This is a genomic window from Cytobacillus praedii (assembly GCF_001439605.1).
GTDB lineage: Bacteria > Bacillota > Bacilli > Bacillales > Cytobacillaceae > Cytobacillus > Cytobacillus praedii.
Genome location: NZ_LMBX01000013.1, coordinates 39884 through 65186, shown reverse-complemented (window position 1 = coordinate 65186; position 25303 = coordinate 39884). Strand labels below are relative to the sequence as shown.

Sequence of the window (25303 nt, the reverse complement as noted above, 5' to 3'; positions counted from 1 at the left end):
GAAGACAATATGACTAATCAGCAGTTGGAGTGAAAAGAATGAATGGATTAATAAAATTATTTCTGCCATGTATGATTGGATTCTCCCTATTCATGGCGGGCTGTTCGAACGGAGAGCAAACAGAAAAGGAACAGACCACAAAAAAGAATGAGCCTGTTCAAGTGAGCAAATTCGAAATCAAAAAGGCATCTCCTCAACGCCTTGAACGCATTAATGGGTTAGGGTATCCAGGAAATGATGAGGGTCTATACATAGCTTCACATCAAGGAATAAAGATTTATACTGATGAAGGCTGGCTTGAAGGATCCTCCCAAAAACATGAATACATGGGGTATCAGGCAAGTGTGGATGGATTTTATGCAAGCGGCAGTGCAGAAGAAGGCTCTAATTTAAAATCACCGCTTGGGTTAGTAAAAAGTACGGACAAAGGGGCTACACTTGAAAAACTCGCTTTTTACGGTGAAAGCAATTTTCAATTTTTATCAAAGGGCTATGGGACAAATGTGATTTATATAATCAATCAAAAGGAAAATTCAGTGCTAGGGCCAGGGGTCTATCTTTCAGAAGATGAAGGAAAATCGTGGAACCCTGTTGCCTTAAAAGGGTTTGATGCCGATACGTTAGGTATGATTGCAGCACATCCTGCGAATAGCAGCAAGATGGCGATGTCTACTAGAAGCGGCATATATTTGTCCGAGGATAAAGGGGAAAATATGAAAAAGGTAACGCCCCCAGTTATGACGACAGCATTAGCGTTTTCGGTAGAAAACCTCTACTATTCAGCAGTAGAAGACAACAAAGTGCTTTTTTATCGTATAGATATAAATACGAATCAAGCCGTTCAGCTGGAAATTCCTTTCTTAAATTATGATAACCCAGTTACATTTATTGCTGTGGATCAAAAGAATAACGATACAATTTCCTTTGCGACCTACTTAAACGATGTGTATGAATCAAATGATGGCGGAAAGAATTGGAATTTAGTATTAAAGAATGGGAAAATAGAATAGAAAAAAATCTCAGGCAAGTAACTTTAGCCTGAGATTTTTTTTATATTTGCTGCTGAACTGCATTCTTTACCGCTTTTACTTCATATAGCCCGCCTTCAGAACTAACGATATATTCTGGCTTTGGCTTGCCTAAATTAGCCTTGTGCCCAGCAATATGCTCCTCACTCTTCTCCCACTTCTTCCAAAACTCCTCAGACTCCCAGCGGATCATCACAAGTACCTCTTCATCCCCACGGCGGCTTTTCTTCACCATTACAGTCGAATCAATAAAGCCTTCTTGTTTCTCAATTATCCCTTGACCACCGAAGCGGTTAACAACTTGTTCAGCATTTCCTTCAGTTACAACAATTTTTTTCATCTGAACAAACATGAAATCATCTCCAATCACTAGTAATAACTCTATAGTAATTGATAATGATTTTCAGTGTCAACTCTTAACTATTTTTAACCATACTAACTATTCTTCCTCTTTTCCTTCTCCGCCCGGTAAAACTCGTGAAACATCTTCATTAATGCCCGCTTTTCGATCCGCGATACATAGCTTCTGGATATGCCCAGCTCTTTTGCGATTTCTCTTTGTGTTTTTTCCTTTTTTAAGTCAAGACCAAAGCGCCCAACGATAACTTCCTTTTCCCTGTCATCTAGCACAGTGATGTATTCCTTTACTTTTTCTAGCTCCATATTTAATTGGATTGTATTTATGACGTCTTCAGAATCTGATTTGAGGACATCAATAAGTGAAATTTCATTCCCCTCTTTATCTTGACCAATCGGATCATGAAGGGAGACGTCTTTCTTTGTCTTTTTCAACGCTCTCAAATGCATAAGAATCTCGTTTTCAATGCAACGAGCCGCATACGTAGCAAGCTTCGTTCCCTTACCTTCTGAATAGCTTTCAATTGCCTTAATTAGTCCTATCGTACCGATGGAGATGAGATCTTCCGCATCCTCACCCGTATTTTCAAATTTTTTGACAATATGAGCGACTAATCGCAAATTGTGTTCAATCAACATATTGCGTGCATGTGAATCACCAGCAGCCATTAGCTGCAAATACTTTTTTTCATCAGCAGCAGATAACGGTTGAGGAAATGCATTGTTCTTTACATAAGAAACAAGAAAGACAATTTCCTTAACTAAATAACCAAGTGCAGTTAAAATCCCAGACATTTTTCCACCCCCGCTTTTTCGGCCATTTGCCTATACATAATTCCTATGTAGCAAAGGAGTTGTTTTTGTCTGTCCACCTATATATTTTATAGGGGAATTATTTCCAAACACTTTTTTTATGGACAATGTTTACTTCCTTTCGCTACAATAAAGTGAAACTTCTATCAGTTGGGAGACCTTACTTCCCTGGATTGTCAGTTGCACAAATCACGTTCCAGATTCCTGTGACCTTTGTCTGAATAGAAAATTCTGTCCAGCTTCAGGCATTATGTGTAGAATTTTTTGTTCACTAAACTGCTTAAAAAATGAGTATTACCCATTAATCTATAATAAATTGAGTATACTTTAAGGTGGGAAAAACTTGATTAATCGTGTAGTTTTAGCACTAGTTTTTTTTATTGTTTTATTAGCAAGCTTAGCAGAAATTATATTTAAAGGTTTTTCATTAAAAACCATTCTCTTATTAATCGCTACAATCATTGTTATTGCATTTTTGTGGATGAGTCCAAAGAAAAGGGATTAGTCCTTTCATTTAATCTAGTTTTAACTGAATGCTGCTTTGGACTTCATTAGTTTGGAGAGGACAAAATTGTCCGAACCTGAGCCTGCTTAGGACAGATTTCGCAAATACAAGTTTATTTCTGTCTGGACTTTTGGGCATTTTCTCGGAAAACACTATTCGTTTATATCTTATAAAAAAAGGGATTAACCATTTGGCTAATCCCTTTTTCTTGTTTATTCAACAACACTCACATCTGAGTAAATAATTAATCCTATAGTTGTGCAAAGTACTAGCCCCATCACAATTGTAAACATGATATAGCCTCCCTTTAAACTCCCTTATCTATTTTAAATTTACCATAAACACATCGAGTATATTTAAAACAAATATGAACATTCTGTTAAGGAAGGAACTATAATTGAATCTATGCTTTTCTCTTCTTTTTTCGGAATTCAAGGGTCAGCAGCAATACATGTAACGACATCAGATCTCCTCCTCTAACTTAAGCTAGGTGGAATCCTTCTCCACCCATAAGATTGCTTGACGGCATTGCATAAAAAGATTCATCTTAAACTACCACCTTTCACTGTTATTTTCAGATAAATTAAAAGTGACGATACATTGAGAATTGGCGATCACGGTTATCTTCTTGAATTTTTTTAACCATTTGATTATGAATTACTTCTTCAATTGAAACATTGCGTTTCTTAATCGTAATTGTAAAAAACAATATATTTAATGTCATGATGGGTTTCACCTCCTTTAAATAGTCCCTTTAATGATAAATGTACAAGCGTCTTGAGCACGATAAACACAAGGCAAGCCTTCTATATTTCTTAGTTAGGGACAAAAAAACCGCAAAGAGACATAGCTCCTGCGGCGACTTAATTTTAGGCATAAAAATGCGCAGGAACACGATTCTCCCTGCGGCATGGATAAGCTAAGTAAAATAAATTAAGCGATCCATTCCCTGTAGGTCGAATTCGTTAAATATAAAGCTGCATGTAATTTTCTAGTAGCAATCAAGTTCATCATCATTTCATTCGACCTCCTTTTTAGAAAATTTTTCACTTACATTGGTAATTATAGCCACATACGATCTATTTGTAAACCTTTTTTTCGCCTAAATTTTAAATTTTTCCAATTATATTACTCGACAAAAAACGCCCGCAATTGGGCGTTTTCTATAGATTATTAATTTTCCAACGCTTGTTGTAAGTCTTCGATTAAATCTTCCACATCTTCCAGTCCCACGGAAATACGTACCAATCCATCCGTGATTCCAAGCTCCGCACGACGCTCTTGCGGAATGGAAGCATGTGTCATTCTTGCAGGAACAGAAATTAAGCTTTCGACAGCTCCAAGGCTTTCCGCTAATGTAAAATATTTTATTTTTTTCAGAAGAATATCTGCGTTTTCTTCACTGCCTACATCAAAGGAAATCATCCCTCCAAAGCCTCTCGCTTGCTGCTTAGCAATGTCATGATTTGGATGAGTTTCAAGACCTGGATAATAAACCTTCGTTACAGATGGATGGCTCTGTAGAAACTCAACAATTGCTCGCGTATTGCTCTCTGTTTCTTCCATACGAATACCCAGTGTTTTTATTCCTCTCATCAGAAGCCATGAATCCTGAGGTCCAAGCACACCGCCTGTTGAGTTTTGCACAAAATGCATATCTGCAGCCAGTTCATCACTATTTACAACGACTAATCCGGCAACAACATCACTATGTCCGCCAATGTATTTCGTTGCACTATGAAGGACAATATCCGCTCCAAATTCAATCGGTGTTTGCCAGTATGGTGTGGAGAATGTATTATCAACAATTGTCAGCAATTGATGTTCCTTTGCTACTTTTGCCGCCTCTGCAATGTCTGTAATTTTTAAAAGCGGGTTAGTCGGAGATTCTAAGTAAAGAGCTTTCGTATTTGGTTTGATTTCAGCTTTAATATTTTCAAGCTTACTCGTATCAACAAAAGTTGATTCAATGCCAAAACGATTCAATACTTTTGTCATCACTCGATATGACCCGCCGTATACATCATCAGTCATGATAACATGATCGCCGCTATTAAATAGCATCATAACAGCAGTAATTGCTGCCATGCCTGAACCAAATGCAAATCCTGCATTTCCGCCTTCTAAATCTTTTATTAATTCCTCAAGGGCATGCCGTGTCGGGTTGCCCGTCCGTGAGTATTCAAATCCTTTATGCTTCCCAACACTTTCTTGTTTGTAAGTGCTCACTTGGTAAATCGGCACAGATACTGCACCAGTATTGGGATCTCCAGAAATTCCGCCATGAATGAGTTTCGTTTTTCTTCTCATTTAAATACCGCCTTCATAAATTTTTTTGCTAATATATCGGTCACTGCCATCAGGAAAAATCGTCACAATATTTGTTCCTCCCTTGGCTTTCTTGGCTTCTTCTAATGCAGCATAAAGGGCTGCACCTGAGGAACTTCCAACTAATAATCCTTCCTTTAAAGCCAATTCCCGAACGAAGCGAAAAGCATTCTCGTCAAGGACCGTATGGATCGCATCGAAAAAAGAAGGATCAATAAATTCAGGCAAGAACTCCATTCCAATCCCTTCGGTTTTATGAGGACCAGATTCACCACCGTTTAAAATCGATCCTTCCGGTTCCACAATCACAGTTTTTATCTTATGGTTCTTTTCTTTTAAAAAGCGGGAAGTCCCCATAAAGGTACCGCCAGATCCCGCTCCTGCAACAAAAATATCGATTTGGCCATCCATCTGTTCCCAAATTTCCGGTCCTAGCGTTTTATAGTACGTATGCGGATTTGCAGGATTCGCAAATTGCTGTGGACAAAATGAATTCGGAATATCATCATGCAGCTGCTTTGCCCTCGCAATTGCACCTGCCATTCCTTCACTTGTTGGAGTATGGACAATTTCTGCTCCAAGTGCCTTCATAATGACTTGTTTTTCCATACTAAACTTTTCCGGCATACATACAATTACGTTAATTCCTTTATTCAAAGCAGCAAGTGCTAAGCCAATTCCTGTATTCCCTGCCGTTGGTTCAATGACAGTTCCGCCTTCCCTTAGCTTTCCGCTTTCAATGGCTTCCCTTAAGAGCTCCTGCCCAAGACGGTCTTTCACACTTCCTCCAGGGTTTAAAAACTCAAGCTTAGCAAATAAGCGGACTCCTGCTGGAAGAGCAAATTGATTTAACTCCAGAATGGGTGTATTCCCAATTAATTCATGAACATTTTTAACGATGTTCAAAAAAATCCCTCCTTCGTACGGAGTTATTGTTTCATCGCTGCTACGATCTTCATAACCAAATCAGCTGAATGTAATGCAGCCTTTTCAAGGAATTGATCAAATGAGACATTTGATTCTTTTCCTGCAATATCTGAAAGAGAGCGGATAACGACAAATGGCGTTCCAAACTGATAGGACACTTGTGCAATTGCCGCAGCTTCCATTTCAACAGCTTGAAGGTCAGTAAATTTGTCGCGAATAAACTCTACTCTAACAGGATCATTCATAAATGAATCCCCAGTTGCAATTAATCCGCGTACAACTTGAATATCTTTAATTTCTTTCGCACATTCCTCCGCAACCTGGATTAACCGGCTGTTCGCTTCAAAAGCTGGCGGCAGCTGCGGAACCTGACCATATTCATAGCCAAATACTGTTACATCAACATCATGATGTCTTACTTCAGTAGAAATAACTACATCCCCTACATTTAACTGTGGATTAAATCCTCCAGCAGACCCTGTGTTAATGACGTAATCTGGTTTGTATCTCTCTAGAAGAATAGCAGTTGATAATGCTGCATTTACTTTTCCAATTCCTGAGCGCAAAAGCACAACGTCTACTCCATTCATTTTTCCGCTTGTATACTCGCAGCCCGCGATCACTTCTTGTGTTTTATCTTCAATTTTTTCTCTTAATAGTGTTACTTCTTCTTCCATTGCTCCGATGATTGCTATTTTCATTATCAAAACCTCTTTCTTAATTTTTCACTCCTTCCATAATCCACACAAATTCATTGCATTGCTCGAACTTTTGCGTAAAACCATTCCGTTCTAACACCCCTTTTAAAAATGGGATTGTTGTATAGTATTCACGCTGCAAATCCTCTGCTAGATTATGAAAGCCGTTTTCCATTGCTTTTTCAATTGCTCTCTTATAGCTTTTAGCAGACTCATACATTGTATCCGCAAAGACTATTTTACCACCAGAGGCAAGCAGGTTTCCATACTTGGCAATAGCTGTTTCTTTTTCTTCATCGGTTAAATGGTGAAATGCATAAGAACTTACAAATGTATCGATTGGCTGATCAAGAGGAAAACTTAGAAAATCGCCATCTACAATCACTGCCTTATTTGCCAGTTTTTGATTAGCAATTTTTCTCATCGATGGAGATGGCTCCACTCCCGTTACCTTCAACCCTTTTTCAATCATCTTTATTGTTAAATTTCCCGTACCAGGTCCAAATTCAAGGACGTGTCCAAATGAGCGATCAGCAACTTTCTGCAATAATTGATCATAATGTTTAAACACTTCTTTATATTCTATATCGTTTCCAGTCACACTTTCATCGTAGGTGTCAGCCCACTGCTCAAACAGCTCGATAAACTCCATCCCCATCTCACTCACTCCTCTATATTATACACACACAATTCCTATGAGTATAGTATGGATTAAATAAAAACATGTTCTTAATTTAGCATAAGTGCGCAAAACATTCAAGAATGAATGAAAGCTAGTCAGTTTTCTATAAAAAAACACCCATTTTTTAGAATCTGGGTGTTTAAAACTTAAAAACTATAGGTGACTTGACCTTCTCGCCTTATTTTTCAATGAGGCATTTAAGCCAGCTGAAAGAAGATAAAATGAAAATAGCAAGAGCATATAAGCCATTAATGGATAAAGGATGATCCATTGGGAGTGGTATAAAAAGGATCTGGACTGACCAATTAGCCCTGACCATTCGTTTGTTATTGAAAGATAGATTGTTGGAAAATACTGTTTTTCTGTTCCTCCAAGAAAAAGATTAAAGATTCCTAGCTGTCCGATAATATGTAATACTTGTATGCATTCATTTACAAATAGAGCAAGCAAATTGCCTTTCAAAGCTGGAAAAATGTGCTTTCTGGAAATATGGCGGTTGCTTCCTCCAAGTGTTTTTGCTGCTTCTACATAAGCATTTTTCTTTATTTCAATTGTTAAATTAAAAATAACGTTGTAAACCCCAGGTATACCTAATATCGTCATTAATAAGCCTTGAATGACTGCTAAATATATAGGCGGAAGAGTCGGCTCGATATTTATTCCAGCCAAAATAAAATAAATAATGATAAAAATGGGGATGCCGCTAAATAATGATATGTGCTTATTCTTTTTCTTATTGTCTGGAGACATTACCCCATTTAAGACTCCAAAAGCTGTGCCAATTGACAGTCTCATTACAGCAACAATCAGTACTGTAAAGACAGTGTATTTTGCCCCATAAAGCAATAGAGTGAGAATATCATATCCCCATTTGTCAGTACCAAATACATGCTCTTTGGATGGAGGGAAAGGAGAACCTTTAAGCTGCTGTTTTCCATCATCAGTCGTTATATACTCTATTTTTTTGGAATACTCCAGATCATAAGGTGCTATATATGGACCAATTAATGAAATTATGACAAAGAAAGACAAGAGTACAATTCCTATAACCAGTAAAATATTAGGCTTTCGTCTCATTTGGCTAGCCGCCTTTCTGCTGCAGCCAATAATAATCTTAGTGAATGATAACAGAACAAGTATAGGATAAATAAGGATAGTAGGCAGATGATCACTAGATTGTATTGATACCCAAACTTAATAGAATGAACGAATATCAATGATGTCAGTCCACGAGTATTATATAAATACTCAACAATGAAGAGATTGCCAATCATAATGCTCAATACTTTATGTATATCAGCCTTTAAAAAAGGAAGAACATTTGTTGTGACATGGAAGAAGTATATATATTTTTTGCTGAGCCCCTTTGATTTTGCCAAAAGAATATAGTCCTCAGCGGTTATTTCCGAAGTTGCTTCAGATAAACTCCTTACTAAATAGATGGCTGGGATAATGATTAATGTAAGGATCGGCAAAAAAATGGCCGGATCATCAATGGAGGAAGAAGCTACTTTAAAAGTCTTAACTCCGAGATTTTTGTTTACATAGACCACCGCTATTTGCAGCATAAGTACTAAAAGAAAATCTGGAACCATTCCTAAAAAACCTAAGCTTGCATTTATCCATCGATTTGATTTCTTCCAAAGGAAAATTCCTAAAAAGATTGAAATTGCAATAACAATGATTGCCGAGACTATTAAATATAAGTAGGAAGCTAAAAAAAAGGAAACTAAGTCATTAAGAATCAAACGAGTTCGGCCTCCCTGAGAATAATACCAAGCATCTCCAGAAAAAAGCCCCATCAAGAATTCTTTAATAACTGCAGCCATTCCATCTATATCGAATGATACCTTTTCATCCTTATTGAATAACCCTAAAGGAAGGGCAGCAAGGATTAACAATAAAAAAAGACTCAATACGTGTCGATATAAAGCTATCATTTTTCCTCCAAGAACATTAATTTACATTTATTTTATCAGAATCTTCTACCATTTAAAAAACTATTTTAATACTAAAGGGAATACTATAGAGGTTTATATGTAAATTGTATTAAAATATCAAGAGGAATATATATAGGAGGCACATTGAGATATGAACTTTCAGCTTGACTTAATTGAGGACAAGATCGAATTTTTTGAAGCCTATGATTTAAAAACATTAGAGAAAAATATTCAAATTCAAATTGACAATAATAGAGCAATTTTACTTTCTGTCCATCATGTTTCACATCAGATGAGCTTAGATGAGAATGGGAGAAGGTATTATTCGGCAGTTGTGCATTTTAAAGCAAAAAGATGAGGCGAGCATGCCTCATCTTTTTAGATTCTTACTTCTTTTCTACTTCTTTTAATTCTTCTACTTTCGTTGGTTTCCAGCCTTGACCATCGACCCAGTCAATATAGACGCGATATATTTGCTTTTGGTCCTTTGTCGTAATCGTTCCAACTGATTTATTAAATCCATTGTTTCCAAGGAACCAGACACTCATATTGCTTTGATCAACACCTGTTGCATATGACATTGCCTGAAGCATTTCTGCCCAGTCTACAGATTCTTTATCGTAAACAGCATAATGTTCCCCAGTTTGTGTTGTACCAATTGGGTTCCAGCTCGGATTTTCAATTGTCTTTTTCACATTTCCAGTACTTCCGCCTTCGGTGACAACCGCTTCTTCTTCATTAGCTGGAACTAGATCTATCTCTTCATCATCTTCTGTATTTGCAGCAGTTTCTTTGCTTTCATCTGTGCTTTCTGTTTCAGAATCGGTTTCCTTTTCATCTTTCTTTTCATCCATAGCTGATTTCTTATTTTCTTCTGTATCCCTATTTTTCTCGTCTTGTTTTGACTCTATTTGCTGTTCTTTTTCTGCTGCATTTTCATCATTGCCTCCGAAGAATATTTTTACAGAAACAAAAATAATTAGCAGTATAACAAGCCCAATGAGCATATTTAAGATTAAATTGGTTTTTCTGCGTTTTCCCCTCAATTCGGAACGTGATTCCCGACTTGATGAATCGAAATTACGGTTCATAAGAAAGATTCTCCTTCCCATACTTCTTCATTCTATTGTTATAAGATATTCTTCAATATTTTATCATGAGTTATGTAACATTGAAAAATATCTCTGCCTACCCAGGATTAACCCTCTCCATACCAGACGGAAAATTAGCAAGGAAAGTTTCACTTTAACATGATTCTAACGAATAGAAAAGAGACTAATGCTTTAATTTTGACTGTGATCATGGTTATAGATTTCTTTTACAATATCTGCGAATAACGGACTGGCACTGCTTGTATTCCCGGTTGCCCCCAGCCTTACAGTAACAAGTGCATATTTGGGTTTATCAAACGGGAAATAACCTGCAAACCATTTATTATAAAGAGGCTTATCCCCAAGCGTTCTCCCCGTTTCTCCTGTACCAGACTTTCCAGCTACTTCATATGGAAGGTCTTGCAGGCTTCTTCCTGTTCCATTCTTATTAACTACCACTTCACGAAGTAGTTTCTGCAGCTTCATTGCCGTATAAGGAGAAAGAGTATCACCTTCAATTTCCTGTTCTTTAAAATCAAGCAATGACGTACTATTTTTATATTCAACTTTAGAAGCCACTCGAACCATTTCTTTTGTACCTCCTCTTGCAATCGTTGCCATCATATTAGCAACAGCTAACGGAGTTGCACGAACCTCATGCTGGCCAATACCTGTAAGCGCAACAAAATTATTATCTTTTTTCGCATCCTCTGATAAGAAGATTCTTCCCTTATCTTCTTGCAGCTGTTTGAAATCCTCAAAGTGGTAAATATCCCCTATCCAGCCAACAGAGCCTGTTAATGATAGCTTTTCAGCATAATTCCCGAGAATATTTGGGTCTATTTCCTTTAATTCTTTCGCTATCGTAGCAAACGTATTATTGCAGCTTCTAGCAAAGCTTGTTAAAAAATCAAGCATTCCATATTGAAATAATGGATCTGGCTCTCCTGTAATTGTCTTGCTGCAATCAAATTGGCGGGATGGATTTGTAAGTTCATAATCTATTGCCGCGGCTGTTACTACCGTTTTAAAAACAGATCCGATAATCTGCTCCTTTAACATGAGGTTTTCCGTCCCGCCGTTTTCTTTATTAAAAGGATCATCTTTGTTGATGGCAGGACGGGATACCATTGCTAGTACAGAGTTCGTTTCTATATCAATAAGTACCGCTCCGCCCCGTTCAATTCCATGCTGGTCAACCAATTGCTCAACCACAGTCTGTAAATTAGGGTCCAATGTCGTTTTAATATTAACTGGATAAAAGGGATTTGCTGGTTCCACATATTTTACATTTATCCCGAATAATGGACCTCCCGTCGCATCAACATGATAGACGAGCTTTGACTTTCCATCAGGCAATAGAAATTCATCAAAGCTTTTCTCCATTCCAGTTAGTCCAACCATCGTTTGGGAAGAAAGCTCCTTGTCAGGATAACGATTGCGGAGCAATGTTTCGTTTTCTCCTGTAATGCCAATTAAATGCTCTGCAGGGTTCTGGACTAAATGATACTTTTTTTCAACTGCAAACACCCCAGGAATTTGCAGCCCATTGATTTTTTCCATTTGGGGTTCAGTTAATTCGATTGGCTCGCCATAAGCAAATGGTTTTTTCGCCTTTTCCACTGCATATTTAAGTGCATATTCAGATACACCAATGATTTCAGATATACGTTTACTGTCCCAGTCCATTTTTTTCAAAAACGGAAAGAGAATAAGTACTGGTTTGCTTTGGTGAGTAATAGGTGTCCCGTCTTTGTAAAGAAAATTTCCTCTGCCTGTGTCAAGGATCATCTCCTGTGAACGCTGACTGACGCTAGCCTCCAATAGATTGATCTCCCTTTTTGTAAAATGCTCTGTTGCCACTATTTGAAGCTGTGTCAGCCTGGCAAGCAAAACCATTAATCCCGCTAAACATAAACATAACCATATTATTGCTCGTTTTTTCCACATAAAAAACACCTCGTCAAAAGTTTTGACGAGGTTTCAACTTTTCAAACTATTTAAAAGCTGAATATTGAGAGACGGAAGTATTTTTATGTGACTGATTTTGGCTAGTTCCCCCATTTGAGGGTTCGTAAAATTATTTACATTACCGAATATGCCGTTTTTACCCATTAGTGATTTTTTCCGCATTTTGCCGATTACAGGCATCTAGCTATTTCGTAACGGTTTTGCTCTTTTTTTCAGGCATATTATATGAAAAAAGGAGAAGGTTGCCCCTTCTCCCTCATTTACCTATTTTCTTATTTAATCGTAATGATTCGTACGTCCATTTCTCCACCAGGTGTTTGCACCTTTACTTCTTCGCCTACTTTATGACCGATTAAACTTTTCGCAATTGGAGAGTCATTAGAAATCTTGCCATCAAATGGATCTGCTTCAGCACTTCCAACAATCGTATAAGTTTCTTCTTCTCCATCTGGAAGCTCAATAAATGTAACAGAGCGTCCTAATGCGACTGTATCTCCACTCATTTCGTCTTCTGAAATGATTTTTGCATTACGGATCATATTCTCAATGGTTGTAATACGACCTTCCACGAATGCCTGCTCTTCTTTTGCTGAATCGTACTCAGAGTTTTCTGATAAGTCACCGAAGCTACGGGCAATTTTAATTCGTTCTACTACTTCTTTACGCTTAACTGATTTTAAATATTCTAATTCCTGTTCAAGCTTCTCTTTTCCAGCTTGTGTCATAGGGAAAACTTTTTCCATTGCCAAAACCTTCACTCCTTCAAATTTTCACAATTCACATCGTGATTGTGTTCTTTCATTTTTTATGTAAGAAGAAAAATGCATAGGAGCGCGTCCTTTTCTAAAGGACGCGCATTGAATAGTCTACTACAGGACTTATTATATATTTTCTATGCTATTGTGTCATAAAAAAGACTTTTGTTCAAGAATTGTTTGAATTTTTGTGACCATCAAGTCGATTGCCACATGATTATGTCCGCCTTCAGGGATAATGATATCCGCATACCGCTTTGTCGGTTCAATGAATTGATTATGCATGGGGCGAACGACATTCACGTACTGATCAATAACAGAATCCATTGTTCTGCCGCGTTCAGTAATATCTCTAGACAAACGGCGAATAATGCGAAGATCAGCATCTGTATCAACAAAAAGTTTGATATCCATCAGATTACGCAGACGCTCATCCTCTAAGACTAGAATTCCTTCTAGAATAATTACATCTTTCGGTTCAACAGTTATCACTTCATTTGATCTCGTATGCATCGCATAATCATAGACAGGCTTGTTAATTCCTTCGTATCTTAACAGCTTTTGAATATGTTCAATTAATAAATCATTATCAAACGCAAGGGGATGATCATAATTTGTTTTCAATCGTTCTTCAAAAGGCAAATGTGTTTGGTCCTTATAATAATAATCCTGCTCTAGCATCAAAATCGAGTGTCCTTTAAAAAATTCATAAATTGATTTCGTCACACTCGTCTTTCCTGAACCAGAGCCGCCGGTCACACCGATGACAACAGGTTTGCGTTCCATAGGGGTTAAATCTCCTTTCGCATCATGTTGTTCGGGTATACCGGTTTATCAAGCTTAAATTGAACAATTTGAAGCGGATGCCGCGCTGCGTCCAGCTCATTCCCATCTTCATCCCAAACTTTTTCAATCACGTGGGTAAAGTTCTTAATTTCTGGTCCAAAAAACTCTACTTCCTGCCCCGGTTTAAAATGATTGCGCTGCTGAAGTGTAACGATTTGTGTTTCTGAATTATAGTCTAGAACCAAGCCAACGAAATCAAAATTCGTCTTTTTGCTATGATTTCCAAACATTTGCTCCTTATACCCCGGAACACCTTCAAAAAATGCCGGAGCTGTTTCACGGTTGGCACACTTCGCTAATTCTTCTAGCCATTCTTGCTTAATTTTGAAGTTTGCCGGATCAGCACAATAGGCATCAATTACTTTCCGATACACGCTGACAACTGTAGCAATATAATGAATGGATTTCATTCGTCCTTCAATTTTTAAGCTGTCTATTCCAAGCTCAATCATTTCCGGAATAGATTGAATTAAATTGAGATCCTTCGGGCTCATAGCAAATGGGGAATCCCCTTCATTAAAGAAAGGAAGCTCATTTTCCCCTTCTAATTGGAAGAGATCATAATCCCAGCGGCACGACTGACAGCAGCCCCCTCGATTTGAGTCACGAGCTGTCATATGGTTACTTAGTGTACAGCGTCCTGAATAAGCAATACACATCGCACCATGAACAAAGGTTTCGATTTCGATATCTACCTTTTCTTTCATTTCACGAATTTCTTCTGCACTTGTTTCCCGTGCAAGTACAACACGCTCTAGTCCTTCTTCTTTCCAAAACTGTACAGCTTTCCAGTTGGATAAAGATTGCTGTGTGCTCAAATGAACTTCAATTTCTGGAGCAACTCTGCGGCAAGTCTCAATAATTAATGGGTCTGCTACAATAATACCCGCAATTCCTGCTTCTTTTAACCCAAGCATATACTCTTCTAGCCCATCAATGTTTTCGTTATGAGCATAAATATTTGTTGTCACGTATATTTTCGCACCGTATTTTTTGGCGAATTCTACGCCTTCTTTCATTTCTTCAAATGTAAAATTATCTGCATTTGAACGTAAGCCATACTCTTGGCCACCAATAAATACAGCATCCGCGCCATAATGAACGGCAATTTTCAACTTTTCTAAGTTCCCTGCTGGTGCAAGCAATTCGGGTTTCTTCACGATTACCCTTTTGCCGTCCACAATTTGGGAAATTTTATCTTCCACTACTGTCATAGGTAATCCTCCTAATTAAACGCGCAAGCGCCTTGCTTAGCCTAGGGCTAGCATAGACAAGCCTCTCTAGAGGATTGGCTGTGGACAATCACTAGGCAGCTTGCACTAGATATTTTTAATAAACCGTTTCTTTAAAGAAAAACCCTGTGTCCAATGGACGATTAGCAGGCTGAATTTCTTCTATTTCACTTAATAGCTCGTCCTTCACATCATCATATTGATCTGGGTCTTCGACACAAAGATCAATTGCTTTCCGATATCGCTTTGTTACTTCAAGGATATATTCAGGACTTTTTAAGATTCCATCGATTTTAAATGAGTCAACATTTGCCTCAATCATTTCTTGAAGCTCGTCAATGATACAAATATCATTCGGACTCATAATATGTGTTCCATTTTCATCTTCAAAAATCGGATATTTATTATCCCGTTCTTTATCATGCAGAAACATATTATGTTCTTGCTTACGATTTTCTACTTCCATGACTTTCCCTTGATATTCATAGTAATTGCCTAAAAGTGAACGCTTAGATTGGAACATCGTCATCATCCCATGAACCTGTACCTCAATTTCTACCTCAGCATTCTCTTTCATTTCGACAATGGCATCCATATTGATTTCACGAGCTAGAATCGCACGCTTTGCCCCTTTTCTGCCCCAATAATTACATGTATACCAATTTGTTCCCGTTGTTTCGGTACTCCAGTGCAATTTCATATTGGGTGCCGCTTCACGAGCAGCCATAAGCACTGCTGGATCACCAAAAATAACTGCATCGGCATTTGCGTCCTGCAAGAATGCAATATAATCTGACAGCTCTTCTATCTTTTCATTATGAAAGATCGCATTCATAGCGACATATACTTTCTTCCCTTTTTCATGGGCAAGCTCGATCGCCTTTTTTATATCATCCTTTAAAAATTCACCTGCAAGACGTAAACCGTAACGCTGTTCACCTATTACAAAAGCATCCGCACCTGCTTCAGCTAGCGGGATGATATCTTCCACACGAATGGGTGTAACTAACAATTCTGGTTTTGACATTTCATTCACCTCTTTTTACTAATCGCAACCCCGTCACCTACCGGCAAAATTGTCGTATAGAAGTCAGGATGATTCATCAGCCATTTATTAAATGAATCAATTTTTTTCACGAGATTGCGTGTACGTTTGTTTTCAATTTCCGGCTCACATACAAGTCCTTTAAAAAGAACATTATCTGTAATAATGACCCCAAAATCATCAAGATACTGAGAATACATTTCAAAAAAACGGTGATACTGCCCTTTTGCAGCATCGATAAAAATCGCCTGAAAAGGACCATACTCTTTTATCAGCGGTTCAGCCTCAAGTGCATCTCCTTTAATGATAACAATTTGTCCTTCCTTTCCTGCCTCTGAGATAAATTGCTCAGCAAGCTCATAACGTTCTGCATCTCGTTCGATAGTTACAATTTTACAGTTAGGGAGTGCTTCAGCCATTCGAAGTGCAGAATATCCGATTGCCGTACCAACCTCTAAAATGTTTTTTGGCTGTTGGATCCGCAAAAGCTGTATCATTGCCTCAATTCCTACAAGCTCCATAATCGGTACGCCATTTTCTTTTGCATAAACTTCCATTATTTGGAATAATCCAGGCCTAGCAGGTATAATTTCCTCTATATAAGCATGCAGCTTTTCATTTTCCAAGCTGCCATCACCTCAATCATTTAGACATGAAAAAAATAGCGTTCACGAAAGAGGACAATTAGTAATGCAAAGACCTTTGCACATTTTCAGCTTCTAAAAGCTGTCATCCTTACTCGACCGTGGGTCACGCTATCGAAAATAATATAAAACACTTGAACTATTTTAACACAAATGAAAGGGGAATGCTAATGTTTCATCCATTCCCCTTTCATTAATCACTTATTGAATATGTTTAGCTTTCTTCTGATTATGCTCCTCAAGTGTTTTCGAAAATAGAACTTCACCTGTTGAAGTGGCTAAGAAATAGAGGAAATCAGATTCATCTGGTACTAAAGCTGCTTCAATTGAGACAACACCTGCGTTAGCGATCGGGCCAGGTGTCAGACCTGGATATTTATAAGTATTGTATGGTGAATCGATCTCAAGATCTTTATAAAGAACTTTATCTTTATGTTCTCCTTGTGCATATAATACAGTTGGGTCAGTCTGTAAAGGCATTCCCGTTTCCATTCGATTATAAAACACACTTGCAATTTTATTGCGGTCTACTTTTTCCGTTGCTTCTTCTTCAATTAATGAAGAAATGGTCAATAGTTCATGCACAGAAAATCCGCGTTCTTCCATGGCAATTCGGTATTCATCGAGAACATCAACTGTTTTGTCCAGCATAGGTGTAATGATTTCTTCAATTGTAGGATTTTCTTTATAAAAAGAATAGGTTGCAGGAAATAGATATCCCTCTAACGGGTATTTTATATCTTTATCAAGAATATCCTCTGTTAGGAGATCGGGATATTTCCCCATTAATGATTTAATCATTGATGGATCATTAAGCTGCTTCATTACTTCAGCTGCACTTCTATTTGTCTTTTCCGCAATAATTCCTGCAATTTGTTCAAGCTGCTTTCCTTCAGGAATAGTTAATTTAAAAACTAATTCTTCCTGTAGCTTTCCAGTTTTGAGGCTATTAATAATCTCAGGAATGGTCATGGAAGGATTTAATGTATATTCACCAGCCATAAATCCTGTTTCATTCTTAAACTTAACATAATATTTAAATATTCGGGCATCCTTAATAATTCCATTGTTCTCCAGGATTTTTCCAATACCTGTGGATGATGACCCAATTGGTATTTCCACTATTTTCTCTTTTTTATTATCCGGGTCTACTGGCTGGATGGCAGATTTAATATAAAAATAGCCTACGCCCGCAATAGCCCCAACAGTAATAACTAAAATAATTGCTATAATCAAAACGATTTTTCGGACTAATCTTGCTTCGCTTTGCCGCTCGATCATCTTTTGCCGAACGATATCTCTTTTATCTTTTTTATTTTCTTGAGACACTATTTCCCCTCCAATCAAGCTGCATACTTCACATTTTCAGCTTAAACATGTCTTGTCAATTTCTTTTTATATCTCGGCTTATTATACTATATTTTCTTTTAGCAGTCGCAAAATAATACAAAAATCAAAGAAAACAGTCACAAATGTGCAAGTACTTGACACCCCAGGTAAGCTCCAAGCATGCCTCTCAGGAAGGTGTCCTTTGCCTTTCTGCGGAATTGACTTTGTGACCTCGAAGGAATAGGGAAGCTTGCGCTGAATGCAAACCAGCTCTTCAAATAGTTATCAGCAACATACGATTTTATAATTCCTTAGGTAAACAAAAAACTGGCTTGTCCGACGACAAGCCAGTTTTTCTTCTATATTATTCTTCTTCCTCTTCAGCAAGAAATGCGTTTAGCATTTCTTCAATCATTTCCCACTCTTCATCGGCATCCGGTTCAATCGGAATAAGTTCACCATCCTGATTATCATCGCTTGGAATAAATGCAGATGCATGAATATCAATTTCTCCATCTTCATCCTCTTCCGCACCAATTGGATAATAAAGGACATACGATTTACCGAATTCCTCTGAATCAAATGTAAAAAGCACTTCACATAATTGCTCGTTACCCTCTTCATCTACTACTGTAATATTTTTTTCTCCGTGTTCCATTTTCTTCACCTCATTAATTTTTGCTATCTAAAAAGCCTTGTAAAATCATGACGGCAGCCATTTTATCAATGACCTTTTTTCTTTTTTTACGGCTGACATCCGCTTCAAGCAAAACTCTTTCAGCAGCCACTGTTGACAAACGCTCATCCCATAATATGACAGGTAAGTGATAAAGCCTTTCAAGCTCTGCAGCAAACTTTTGATTGGCTTCTCCGCGCGGACCAATTGATCCATTCATATTCTTTGGCAAACCGACAACGATTTTACTTACTTCATGCTCTTTAATAATTTTTCCTAATTGTTCGAAACCAAATTCATTTTCTTCTTCGTTAATCTTTATGGTTTCTAATCCTTGCGCTGTCCAGCCAAATGCATCGCTTAGCGCTACGCCGACTGTTTTCGAGCCGACATCCAATCCCATCGTCCGCATACATTATCCCTTTCGCTGCTGCTTCAAGTATGATTTAACAAGCTCTTCGATGATTTCGTCCCTTTCAAGTTTGCGGATAATGTTACGTGCATCCTTATGACGGGGGATGTACGCAGGATCCCCAGAAAGAAGGTAACCAACAATTTGGTTGATTGGGTTATACCCTTTATCTTGAAGAGCCTCGTATACTTGGAAAAGCACTTGATTCACATCATGCTCGATTGGCTCTTCAGGAAAATTAAACCTCATTGTTTTATCAAATGAGCTCATACTTTACACCTCTTTTTTGTTTGAGCGTTAAGCGGGGCACTAGAGCAAGCGCCTTCCGCTTTTCTTGGCCAGCTACGGTGGCTAGGGGCTCGAGGTCATAAATCATCTCGTCCAGAAGGTTAAAGTACAACCTTCCTGCCGATCTGTCTTATGCTTGTCGCCCCTAAGCAAGCCACCTACGCTTTTCTTTGTCCAGCTACAGGCGCTATCGGCTCGAGGTCATAAGTCAATCCGTCCAGAAGGTTAAAGTACAACCTCCTTGCCGGCTTGTCTTATGCTTGTCACCGATGACCAAGCGCCTTCCGCTTTTCTTTCATTCTACACTACTTTGCCTGGTTATCAAACGGATTTGACCCATTCTTCAACAAAATTCAATGCACTTTCGAGCTTTTCTGGGTCTTTTCCACCAGCTTGCGCCATATCCGGACGGCCGCCGCCGCCTCCGCCGCATCGTGTAGCTACTTCCTTTACAATTTTCCCTGCATGGTATCCTTTATCAATCAGATCATTTGTGACACCCGCAATTATGTTTACTTTGCCTTCATTCACACTGCCGAGAACAACGACTGCTGAGCTAAGCTTATTCTTTAAATCGTCTGCCATATTGCGCAGGTTATTCATATCTGTTGCTGCTACTTTTACTGATAATACTGTTACACCATTGATTTCTTTCGTTTTTGACACAAGGCTGCTAGCTTCAATATTACCCAATTTTGCTGCTAATGATTCATTTTCACGCTGAAGCTGCTTCATTTCTCCAAGTAATGACTCAATTCTTGATGCCACTTCCTTCGGATTCGCTTTTAATTTCGCTGCAGCTTCTTTAAGAATACCAATCTGATCATTTAATAATTGGTAAGCTGCCTCTCCAGTAACCGCTTCAATACGACGAGTACCTGCTCCAATTCCGCTTTCAGATAAAATTTTAAATAATCCTATTGTCGAAGTATTTGGTACATGACATCCGCCGCAAAGCTCTAGGCTATAGTCGCCAACTTGAACAACTCGGACGATTTTCCCATACTTTTCACCGAACAATGCCATCGCACCCATTGCTTTTGCTTCTTCAATATTTTTAAAGTCAATTTCCACATCAATACTGCGCCAAATTTTTTCATTCACAATGCTTTCAATTTTCTCTAATTCCTCTGAAGTGATCTGACCGAAATGAGAGAAGTCGAAACGTAAACGATCTTGTTCAACAAGTGATCCTGCCTGATTTACATGCGTTCCAAGCACATCTTTTAACGCTTGATGAAGCAAATGTGTGGCAGTATGGTTTTTAATTACTTTTGAGCGGATTGCTTCACTTACCGTAGCTTTAACTTGTTGGTCAATTTTCAAGCTTCCTGTTTCTACAATTGCACGGTGGAGATTCTGCCCGTTTGGCGCCTTTTGAACATCCTTAATTGCTACTCTTAGCCCTTCTGACTCTAATAAACCTTGGTCGGCAATTTGTCCTCCGCTTTCAGCATAGAATGGTGTGATATCCAAAATCAGCTGTACTTCTTCTCCAGCTTCTGCTGAATTAATTGATTGACCATCTTTAATAAGTGCCACTACTTTTGATTCAGTTACAAGTGAATCATAGCCGACAAACTTGCTTTCAACCTTAATCTCTCCGAGCACACCGCCTTGGACTTGCATGGAATCAACGTCCTGTCTAGCAGCACGAGCTCGTTCGCGCTGAAGCTCCATCTCTTTTTCGAAGCCTACATGATCAATTTTCATGCCTTCTTCTTCTGCATATTCTTCTGTTAGTTCAACAGGGAATCCGTACGTATCATATAAACGGAATACATCTTCTCCTTGAATCATATCATTTCCAGATGCCTTTTCCTTTTTAATAACAGATGAAAGAATCGCTAAGCCGTCATGTAGTGTTTCATGAAAACGTTCTTCTTCATTTTTAATTACTTTCTGAATGAATTCTGTTTTTGCTTTAACTTCTGGGTAAAAGTCATTCATGATTTCGCCTACAACTGGGACTAACTCGTACATGAATGGACGATTAATATTAATTTGCTTAGCATAACGTACAGCTCTGCGCAGTAATCGGCGCAATACATAGCCACGTCCTTCATTAGATGGAAGCGCTCCATCGCCTACTGCAAAGGCTACTGTACGAATATGGTCAGCAATAACCTTAAATGCTACATCTATTTCTTTATTCACACCGTATTTTTCTCCTGAAATCTCTTCTGTTCCACGGATAATTGGCATAAATAAATCTGTATCAAAGTTTGTTGGCACATTTTGAACGACAGAAGCCATTCGTTCAAGTCCCATACCCGTATCAATATTTTTCTTTGGAAGCGGAGTATATGTGCCATCTGGATTATGGTTGAATTCAGAGAACACAAGGTTCCAAACTTCTAAATATCGATCATTTTCACCGCCAGGATATAATTCTGGATCATTTATATCACTGCCGTATTCCGGTCCTCGATCATAGAAGATCTCTGTATTTGGACCACTTGGACCCTCCCCAATATCCCAGAAGTTTCCTTCAAGGCGAATAATTCTTTCTTCAGGCACACCAATTTTCTGTCGCCAAATATCGAAAGCCTCATTATCCTCTGGATGGATAGTTACAGATAGTTTTTCTTTATCAAAACCAATCCATTTCTCCTCTGTTAGAAATTCCCAAGCCCATTCAATTGCCTCTACCTTAAAGTAATCACCAATTGAAAAGTTGCCAAGCATTTCAAAGAACGTATGATGGCGTGCTGTCTTACCTACATTTTCAATGTCATTTGTCCGGATAGATTTTTGGGCATTTGTAATTCTTGGATTTTCAGGGATCACACGACCGTCAAAATACTTCTTTAAGGTTGCCACACCGCTATTGATCCAAAGCAAAGAAGGATCTTCATGCGGAACAAGTGAAGCACTCGGTTCAATTGCATGCCCTTTTTCTTTAAAAAACTCTAAAAATAAACGACGAATTTCTGATCCAGATAATTGTTTCATATATATGCCTCCTAAAGTTATTTTTATCAACAAAAAAAGCCCTCCTCCCGGACAGGGACGAAGAGCTATTCGTGGTACCACCCTGATTTGAATAGAAAAGCTTCAAAAAAACATTTGCCTTCAATTCATCTCTCAAATCCTTAACGCGGATAGACGGCAGGAATTAACTGCACTCCGGATTAGCGTTCTGTTATCCTTCATCTAGGAATTCTTCCAGCCTAGGAATTCCCTTTCTGATGCGAAAAGCGTAATTACGTCGATTAGCCTTAGGGATACATAAGACAAGCCTGCTGTAAGAAATTCTATAACCTTACTGCTGGATTGGCTTAGACCAAAGAGAGCTAGACGACTTTCGCTAGACACGTAGATGGACTATAACATACTCGTTCCTTCTTCATGTTACACTTATACTTTTGATTATAGTCGAATTATATCGAGTTCAAAATAGATTTGTCAAGAACGGTTAAATTTCGGGTTTAATCCTTTTACAAAATGGGCCCTTGCATGGAGCAAGCTCACCTTAATTACCGCTAAAATAGGGACTGCTATAATTAGTCCCAACACCCCTCCTGCTTCTCCTCCAGCAAGGAGTGCCAGCATGATCACAAGCGGGTGCATATGCAAGCTTTTTCCGACAATTAATGGCGACAAAATATTGCCTTCAACAAATTGGAGAACAAAAACGATAACGACTGAGATAATAATCATTTTTACTGATATGGTGGAAGCGATGATTACAGCTGGGATGGCCCCAAAAATTGGTCCAAAATAAGGGATAACATTTGTGACGCCAATTAGCATGCCAAGCAGCAGTGGATATTTCATCCCAACAATCCAAAATAGCAAAGCAGATATGGCTCCCACGGTCACACAGACTAATAGCTGTCCCCTAATATAGCTTCCCAATGATTTATCGACATCGCGCAAAAAAAGAATTCCTTCCTGTCTCCACTTTCTTGGTGTTATATACCATACAGTTCTTTTCATTAATTCATAATCCTTTAGCATGTAAAAAGAAATAAAAGGAATGATGGCGATGATTAAAGAGTAATTTAAAATACTTAATAATATGTTTACACTTTTTGATAAGAGTTTATCTAAAGCCGATTCCATAGCCAATATTCCTTCGTCTATTCTAGTTTGCAATCCATCCGGCCAAGTAGAGGTTTTATGCTGTATGATTTCAATCCACTCTCTGTATTGATTGGCAAATTGCGGCGCATTTTCTGTTAAGTCTCTTAATTGATGAATAAATGCCGGAATTCCTTTATAGAATGCCAAACCCACCCCGCCGAAAAAAAGAAAATAAATGCAAAAAACGGCTACTCCTTTATGTAATCCGCTTTCATGCAGTTTTTTTACAATCGGATGAAGTAAATAGGTAATGAAGGCAGCTATGATAAAAGGGAAAAAGACAGCCATAATAATTTTTAAGATAGGCATCCATAGTTGCTGAAGCTTTAAAAAAACAAATAAGACAATAAATAATAATAGGAGAAATCCCAATCGATAATACCATTTTAATCGAATATCCACACTGTACCCTCCTATCCTTATTGTGGGTGTAAGCATTCAGATTTATGCAAAAAGGGCTGACACCTTAAAGATGTCAGCCCCTATTCTTTTAAAACAAAGCCTTTGTTATTCTTTTTTGTATTTTCTTCATTTGCCGTTCCGACATTAGATTATTTTTTTGTGCCAGGCCATATGCAGCCATTCCTGCACCAAAAACTATCGCTGAGGTTAACACTCGATTCAATTGTCTCACCTCGATTTTTAATTAATTATAAAAGGTAGCGGCGTTCGTCTTCTTCAAATAAATCATCAAGTGAACTTAATGTTCCGTCTTCTTCCACCTGATGTGTATTAATTACACCTTTGGATAAAGAAAGCTCGATAAAGCAGCTCCAGCAATAATATTGGCTTATTCCAATTTTTCCGATATCCTTACTCTGGCAGTTGGGACATTTCAGCATGGAAAAGACACCTCACTCTTTAACGTTTACGATGATGGTGTCCTTTCCAATTGCTGGGGGCAATTCGGTTTTGATTACGCGTTTTCCTTCCAGCATATCTGCAAAGAACCCATCTGATAATTCATACCCTACAATTGTCCCCACTTCTTCCTGAAAATATACATCTTCTAATAAGCCAAGCCGTTCTCCTTCGCTTGTCATAATCGTTTTTCCAGTTAAACGATTTCTTCCTTCAAATGTAAATTCATGCGGTTTTTTAACTGGGGTCATGATCGCTTGATCCACGATCATAACTCCGTCCCAGCCAAAGGAAGACACATCTTGAACATTCAAATGAAACGTTTTTTTCAGCAAAGCCCCTTTTCGAACGAGCAAGCCTTTAACAACCCCACTGCCAGAAATACATATATCGCAAACCTCGCCAATTTTGGCACCGCTATTTAATTCAATAACTGGAAGTCCCTTTAATAATGAGAATGTCCGCAAAGTTAGTCCCACCTTCCCGGAACATTCTTAGTTTGGCTTCAACTTTGAAGAAAAATAACGTGAAACGCTTTCCATTCTCACCAGCAAAAAAGGCGGTTAATGTTTATTATATCTTGGTTTGTTGAACCTCTCGTTCCTTTCACCGCCATCTGAAAGCTCCTCAGAAAACTCATGCTCCTGCTTTTTATTAATCAAATTAGATGTTTGAATCTGCGCAGAGGTTAAATTATTATTAGGAGCCGCAGCTTCATTCCATTTTCTCATATTAATACCTCTTTTCTTTCATTAAAATATTGATAGGAGAGGTTGACCTCCGTTC

Annotated in this window: 29 protein-coding genes; 3 read left to right on the top strand and 26 right to left on the bottom strand. The window is 38.2% G+C overall.

What is annotated here, in order from left to right; translation table 11 throughout:
• The first annotated feature begins 38 nt into the window (after positions 1-38).
• Positions 39-1010, top strand: coding sequence for a F510_1955 family glycosylhydrolase (locus ASU02_RS14665; RefSeq protein WP_232426262.1), 972 nt, complete (start codon positions 39-41; stop codon positions 1008-1010).
• Positions 1011-1050: 40 nt separating this feature from the next.
• On the opposite strand, the gene ASU02_RS14660 is transcribed toward ASU02_RS14665, so the two are convergent.
• Positions 1051-1380, bottom strand: a complete 330-nt coding sequence (locus ASU02_RS14660; RefSeq protein WP_057764877.1) for an antibiotic biosynthesis monooxygenase family protein — start codon at positions 1378-1380, stop codon at positions 1051-1053.
• An 83-nt stretch (positions 1381-1463) separates the two neighbouring features.
• Positions 1464-2180 carry an RNA polymerase sporulation sigma factor SigK gene (gene sigK / locus ASU02_RS14655; protein WP_057764875.1) on the bottom strand — a complete coding sequence of 239 codons (717 nt, stop codon included), beginning with the start codon at positions 2178-2180 and terminating at the stop codon, positions 1464-1466.
• Positions 2181-2541: 361 nt separating this feature from the next.
• Here sigK and ASU02_RS26425 point away from each other — a divergent pair, with 361 nt between their 5' ends.
• A complete protein-coding gene (locus ASU02_RS26425; protein ID WP_157684514.1) occupies positions 2542-2703 on the top strand; it encodes a hypothetical protein in 162 nt (53 codons plus the stop codon).
• Between the two features lie 583 nt (positions 2704-3286).
• Here ASU02_RS26425 and ASU02_RS25920 read toward each other — a convergent pair.
• The 7 genes from ASU02_RS25920 to ASU02_RS14625 form a co-directional block, all read right to left on the bottom strand.
• Positions 3287-3427, bottom strand: coding sequence for a YrzI family small protein (locus ASU02_RS25920; protein WP_082631811.1), 141 nt, complete (start codon positions 3425-3427; stop codon positions 3287-3289).
• 449 nt (positions 3428-3876) lie between these two features.
• On the bottom strand, positions 3877-5013 hold the full coding sequence (locus ASU02_RS14650) for a bifunctional cystathionine gamma-lyase/homocysteine desulfhydrase (RefSeq protein WP_057764873.1): 1137 nt from the start codon (positions 5011-5013) through the stop codon (positions 3877-3879).
• Positions 5014-5937: a PLP-dependent cysteine synthase family protein gene (locus tag ASU02_RS14645; RefSeq protein WP_057764871.1), complete on the bottom strand. Its 924-nt coding sequence runs from the start codon at positions 5935-5937 to the stop codon at positions 5014-5016.
• Positions 5938-5960: 23 nt separating this feature from the next.
• Complete coding sequence (gene mtnN / locus ASU02_RS14640) at positions 5961-6659, bottom strand: 5'-methylthioadenosine/S-adenosylhomocysteine nucleosidase (protein WP_057764869.1); 699 nt, start codon at positions 6657-6659, stop codon at positions 5961-5963.
• 16 nt (positions 6660-6675) lie between these two features.
• A complete protein-coding gene (locus ASU02_RS14635; RefSeq protein WP_057764867.1) occupies positions 6676-7314 on the bottom strand; it encodes a class I SAM-dependent DNA methyltransferase in 639 nt (212 codons plus the stop codon).
• 177 nt (positions 7315-7491) lie between these two features.
• On the bottom strand, positions 7492-8415 hold the full coding sequence (locus tag ASU02_RS14630) for an ABC transporter permease (protein ID WP_057764865.1): 924 nt from the start codon (positions 8413-8415) through the stop codon (positions 7492-7494).
• Positions 8412-9278, bottom strand: a complete 867-nt coding sequence (locus ASU02_RS14625) for an ABC transporter permease subunit (protein WP_057764863.1) — start codon at positions 9276-9278, stop codon at positions 8412-8414. The genes ASU02_RS14630 and ASU02_RS14625 overlap by 4 nt, the downstream gene beginning before the upstream one ends.
• 151 nt (positions 9279-9429) lie before the next feature.
• Here ASU02_RS14625 and ASU02_RS14620 point away from each other — a divergent pair, with 151 nt between their 5' ends.
• Entirely contained in the window at positions 9430-9636 is a 207-nt protein-coding gene (locus ASU02_RS14620) for a YrzA family protein (protein ID WP_057764861.1), read from the top strand.
• A gap of 28 nt (positions 9637-9664) precedes the next feature.
• Here the strand turns inward: ASU02_RS14620 and ASU02_RS14615 are convergent, their stop codons facing one another.
• The 17 genes from ASU02_RS14615 to ASU02_RS26695 form a co-directional block, all read right to left on the bottom strand.
• Positions 9665-10369 (bottom strand): YrrS family protein, encoded by a 705-nt coding sequence (locus ASU02_RS14615; RefSeq protein WP_057764860.1) that lies wholly within the window; start codon positions 10367-10369, stop codon positions 9665-9667.
• A 192-nt stretch (positions 10370-10561) separates the two neighbouring features.
• Positions 10562-12319 carry a peptidoglycan D,D-transpeptidase FtsI family protein gene (locus ASU02_RS14610; RefSeq protein WP_057764857.1) on the bottom strand — a complete coding sequence of 586 codons (1758 nt, stop codon included), beginning with the start codon at positions 12317-12319 and terminating at the stop codon, positions 10562-10564.
• A gap of 293 nt (positions 12320-12612) precedes the next feature.
• A complete protein-coding gene (gene greA, locus ASU02_RS14605; RefSeq protein ID WP_057764855.1) occupies positions 12613-13089 on the bottom strand; it encodes a transcription elongation factor GreA in 477 nt (158 codons plus the stop codon).
• Between the two features lie 156 nt (positions 13090-13245).
• Positions 13246-13881: a uridine kinase gene (gene udk, locus ASU02_RS14600; RefSeq protein WP_057764853.1), complete on the bottom strand. Its 636-nt coding sequence runs from the start codon at positions 13879-13881 to the stop codon at positions 13246-13248.
• Positions 13882-13886: 5 nt separating this feature from the next.
• A complete protein-coding gene (locus ASU02_RS14595) occupies positions 13887-15155 on the bottom strand; it encodes a peptidase U32 family protein (protein ID WP_057764852.1) in 1269 nt (422 codons plus the stop codon).
• A 115-nt stretch (positions 15156-15270) separates the two neighbouring features.
• A complete protein-coding gene (locus tag ASU02_RS14590; protein ID WP_057764849.1) occupies positions 15271-16200 on the bottom strand; it encodes a peptidase U32 family protein in 930 nt (309 codons plus the stop codon).
• Between the two features lie 5 nt (positions 16201-16205).
• Positions 16206-16844, bottom strand: coding sequence for an O-methyltransferase (locus ASU02_RS14585; protein ID WP_057764847.1), 639 nt, complete (start codon positions 16842-16844; stop codon positions 16206-16208).
• 219 nt (positions 16845-17063) lie between these two features.
• Complete coding sequence (gene mltG, locus ASU02_RS14580) at positions 17064-18191, bottom strand: endolytic transglycosylase MltG (protein ID WP_057764845.1); 1128 nt, start codon at positions 18189-18191, stop codon at positions 17064-17066.
• A 364-nt stretch (positions 18192-18555) separates the two neighbouring features.
• The gene (locus tag ASU02_RS14575) at positions 18556-18849 is read right to left on the bottom strand and encodes a DUF1292 domain-containing protein (RefSeq protein ID WP_053477111.1); all 294 of its coding nucleotides are present in this window, start codon (positions 18847-18849) and stop codon (positions 18556-18558) included.
• 13 nt (positions 18850-18862) lie between these two features.
• On the bottom strand, positions 18863-19279 hold the full coding sequence (gene ruvX / locus ASU02_RS14570; protein WP_057764843.1) for a Holliday junction resolvase RuvX: 417 nt from the start codon (positions 19277-19279) through the stop codon (positions 18863-18865).
• 3 nt (positions 19280-19282) lie between these two features.
• Positions 19283-19549: an IreB family regulatory phosphoprotein gene (locus ASU02_RS14565; protein WP_053477113.1), complete on the bottom strand. Its 267-nt coding sequence runs from the start codon at positions 19547-19549 to the stop codon at positions 19283-19285.
• 339 nt (positions 19550-19888) lie between these two features.
• Positions 19889-22522 (bottom strand): alanine--tRNA ligase, encoded by a 2634-nt coding sequence (gene alaS / locus ASU02_RS14560; protein ID WP_057764841.1) that lies wholly within the window; start codon positions 22520-22522, stop codon positions 19889-19891.
• Between the two features lie 453 nt (positions 22523-22975).
• Positions 22976-24058 (bottom strand): AI-2E family transporter, encoded by a 1083-nt coding sequence (locus ASU02_RS14555; protein WP_057764839.1) that lies wholly within the window; start codon positions 24056-24058, stop codon positions 22976-22978.
• A gap of 88 nt (positions 24059-24146) precedes the next feature.
• Positions 24147-24272 carry a YrzQ family protein gene (locus ASU02_RS25915; RefSeq protein ID WP_328155347.1) on the bottom strand — a complete coding sequence of 42 codons (126 nt, stop codon included), beginning with the start codon at positions 24270-24272 and terminating at the stop codon, positions 24147-24149.
• A gap of 34 nt (positions 24273-24306) precedes the next feature.
• Complete coding sequence (locus ASU02_RS14550; RefSeq protein WP_053477116.1) at positions 24307-24498, bottom strand: hypothetical protein; 192 nt, start codon at positions 24496-24498, stop codon at positions 24307-24309.
• 12 nt (positions 24499-24510) lie between these two features.
• Positions 24511-24984: a PRC-barrel domain-containing protein gene (locus ASU02_RS14545; protein ID WP_057764838.1), complete on the bottom strand. Its 474-nt coding sequence runs from the start codon at positions 24982-24984 to the stop codon at positions 24511-24513.
• A gap of 96 nt (positions 24985-25080) precedes the next feature.
• Positions 25081-25248: a hypothetical protein gene (locus tag ASU02_RS26695; protein WP_165571530.1), complete on the bottom strand. Its 168-nt coding sequence runs from the start codon at positions 25246-25248 to the stop codon at positions 25081-25083.
• Between the last annotated feature and the right edge of the window lie 55 nt (positions 25249-25303).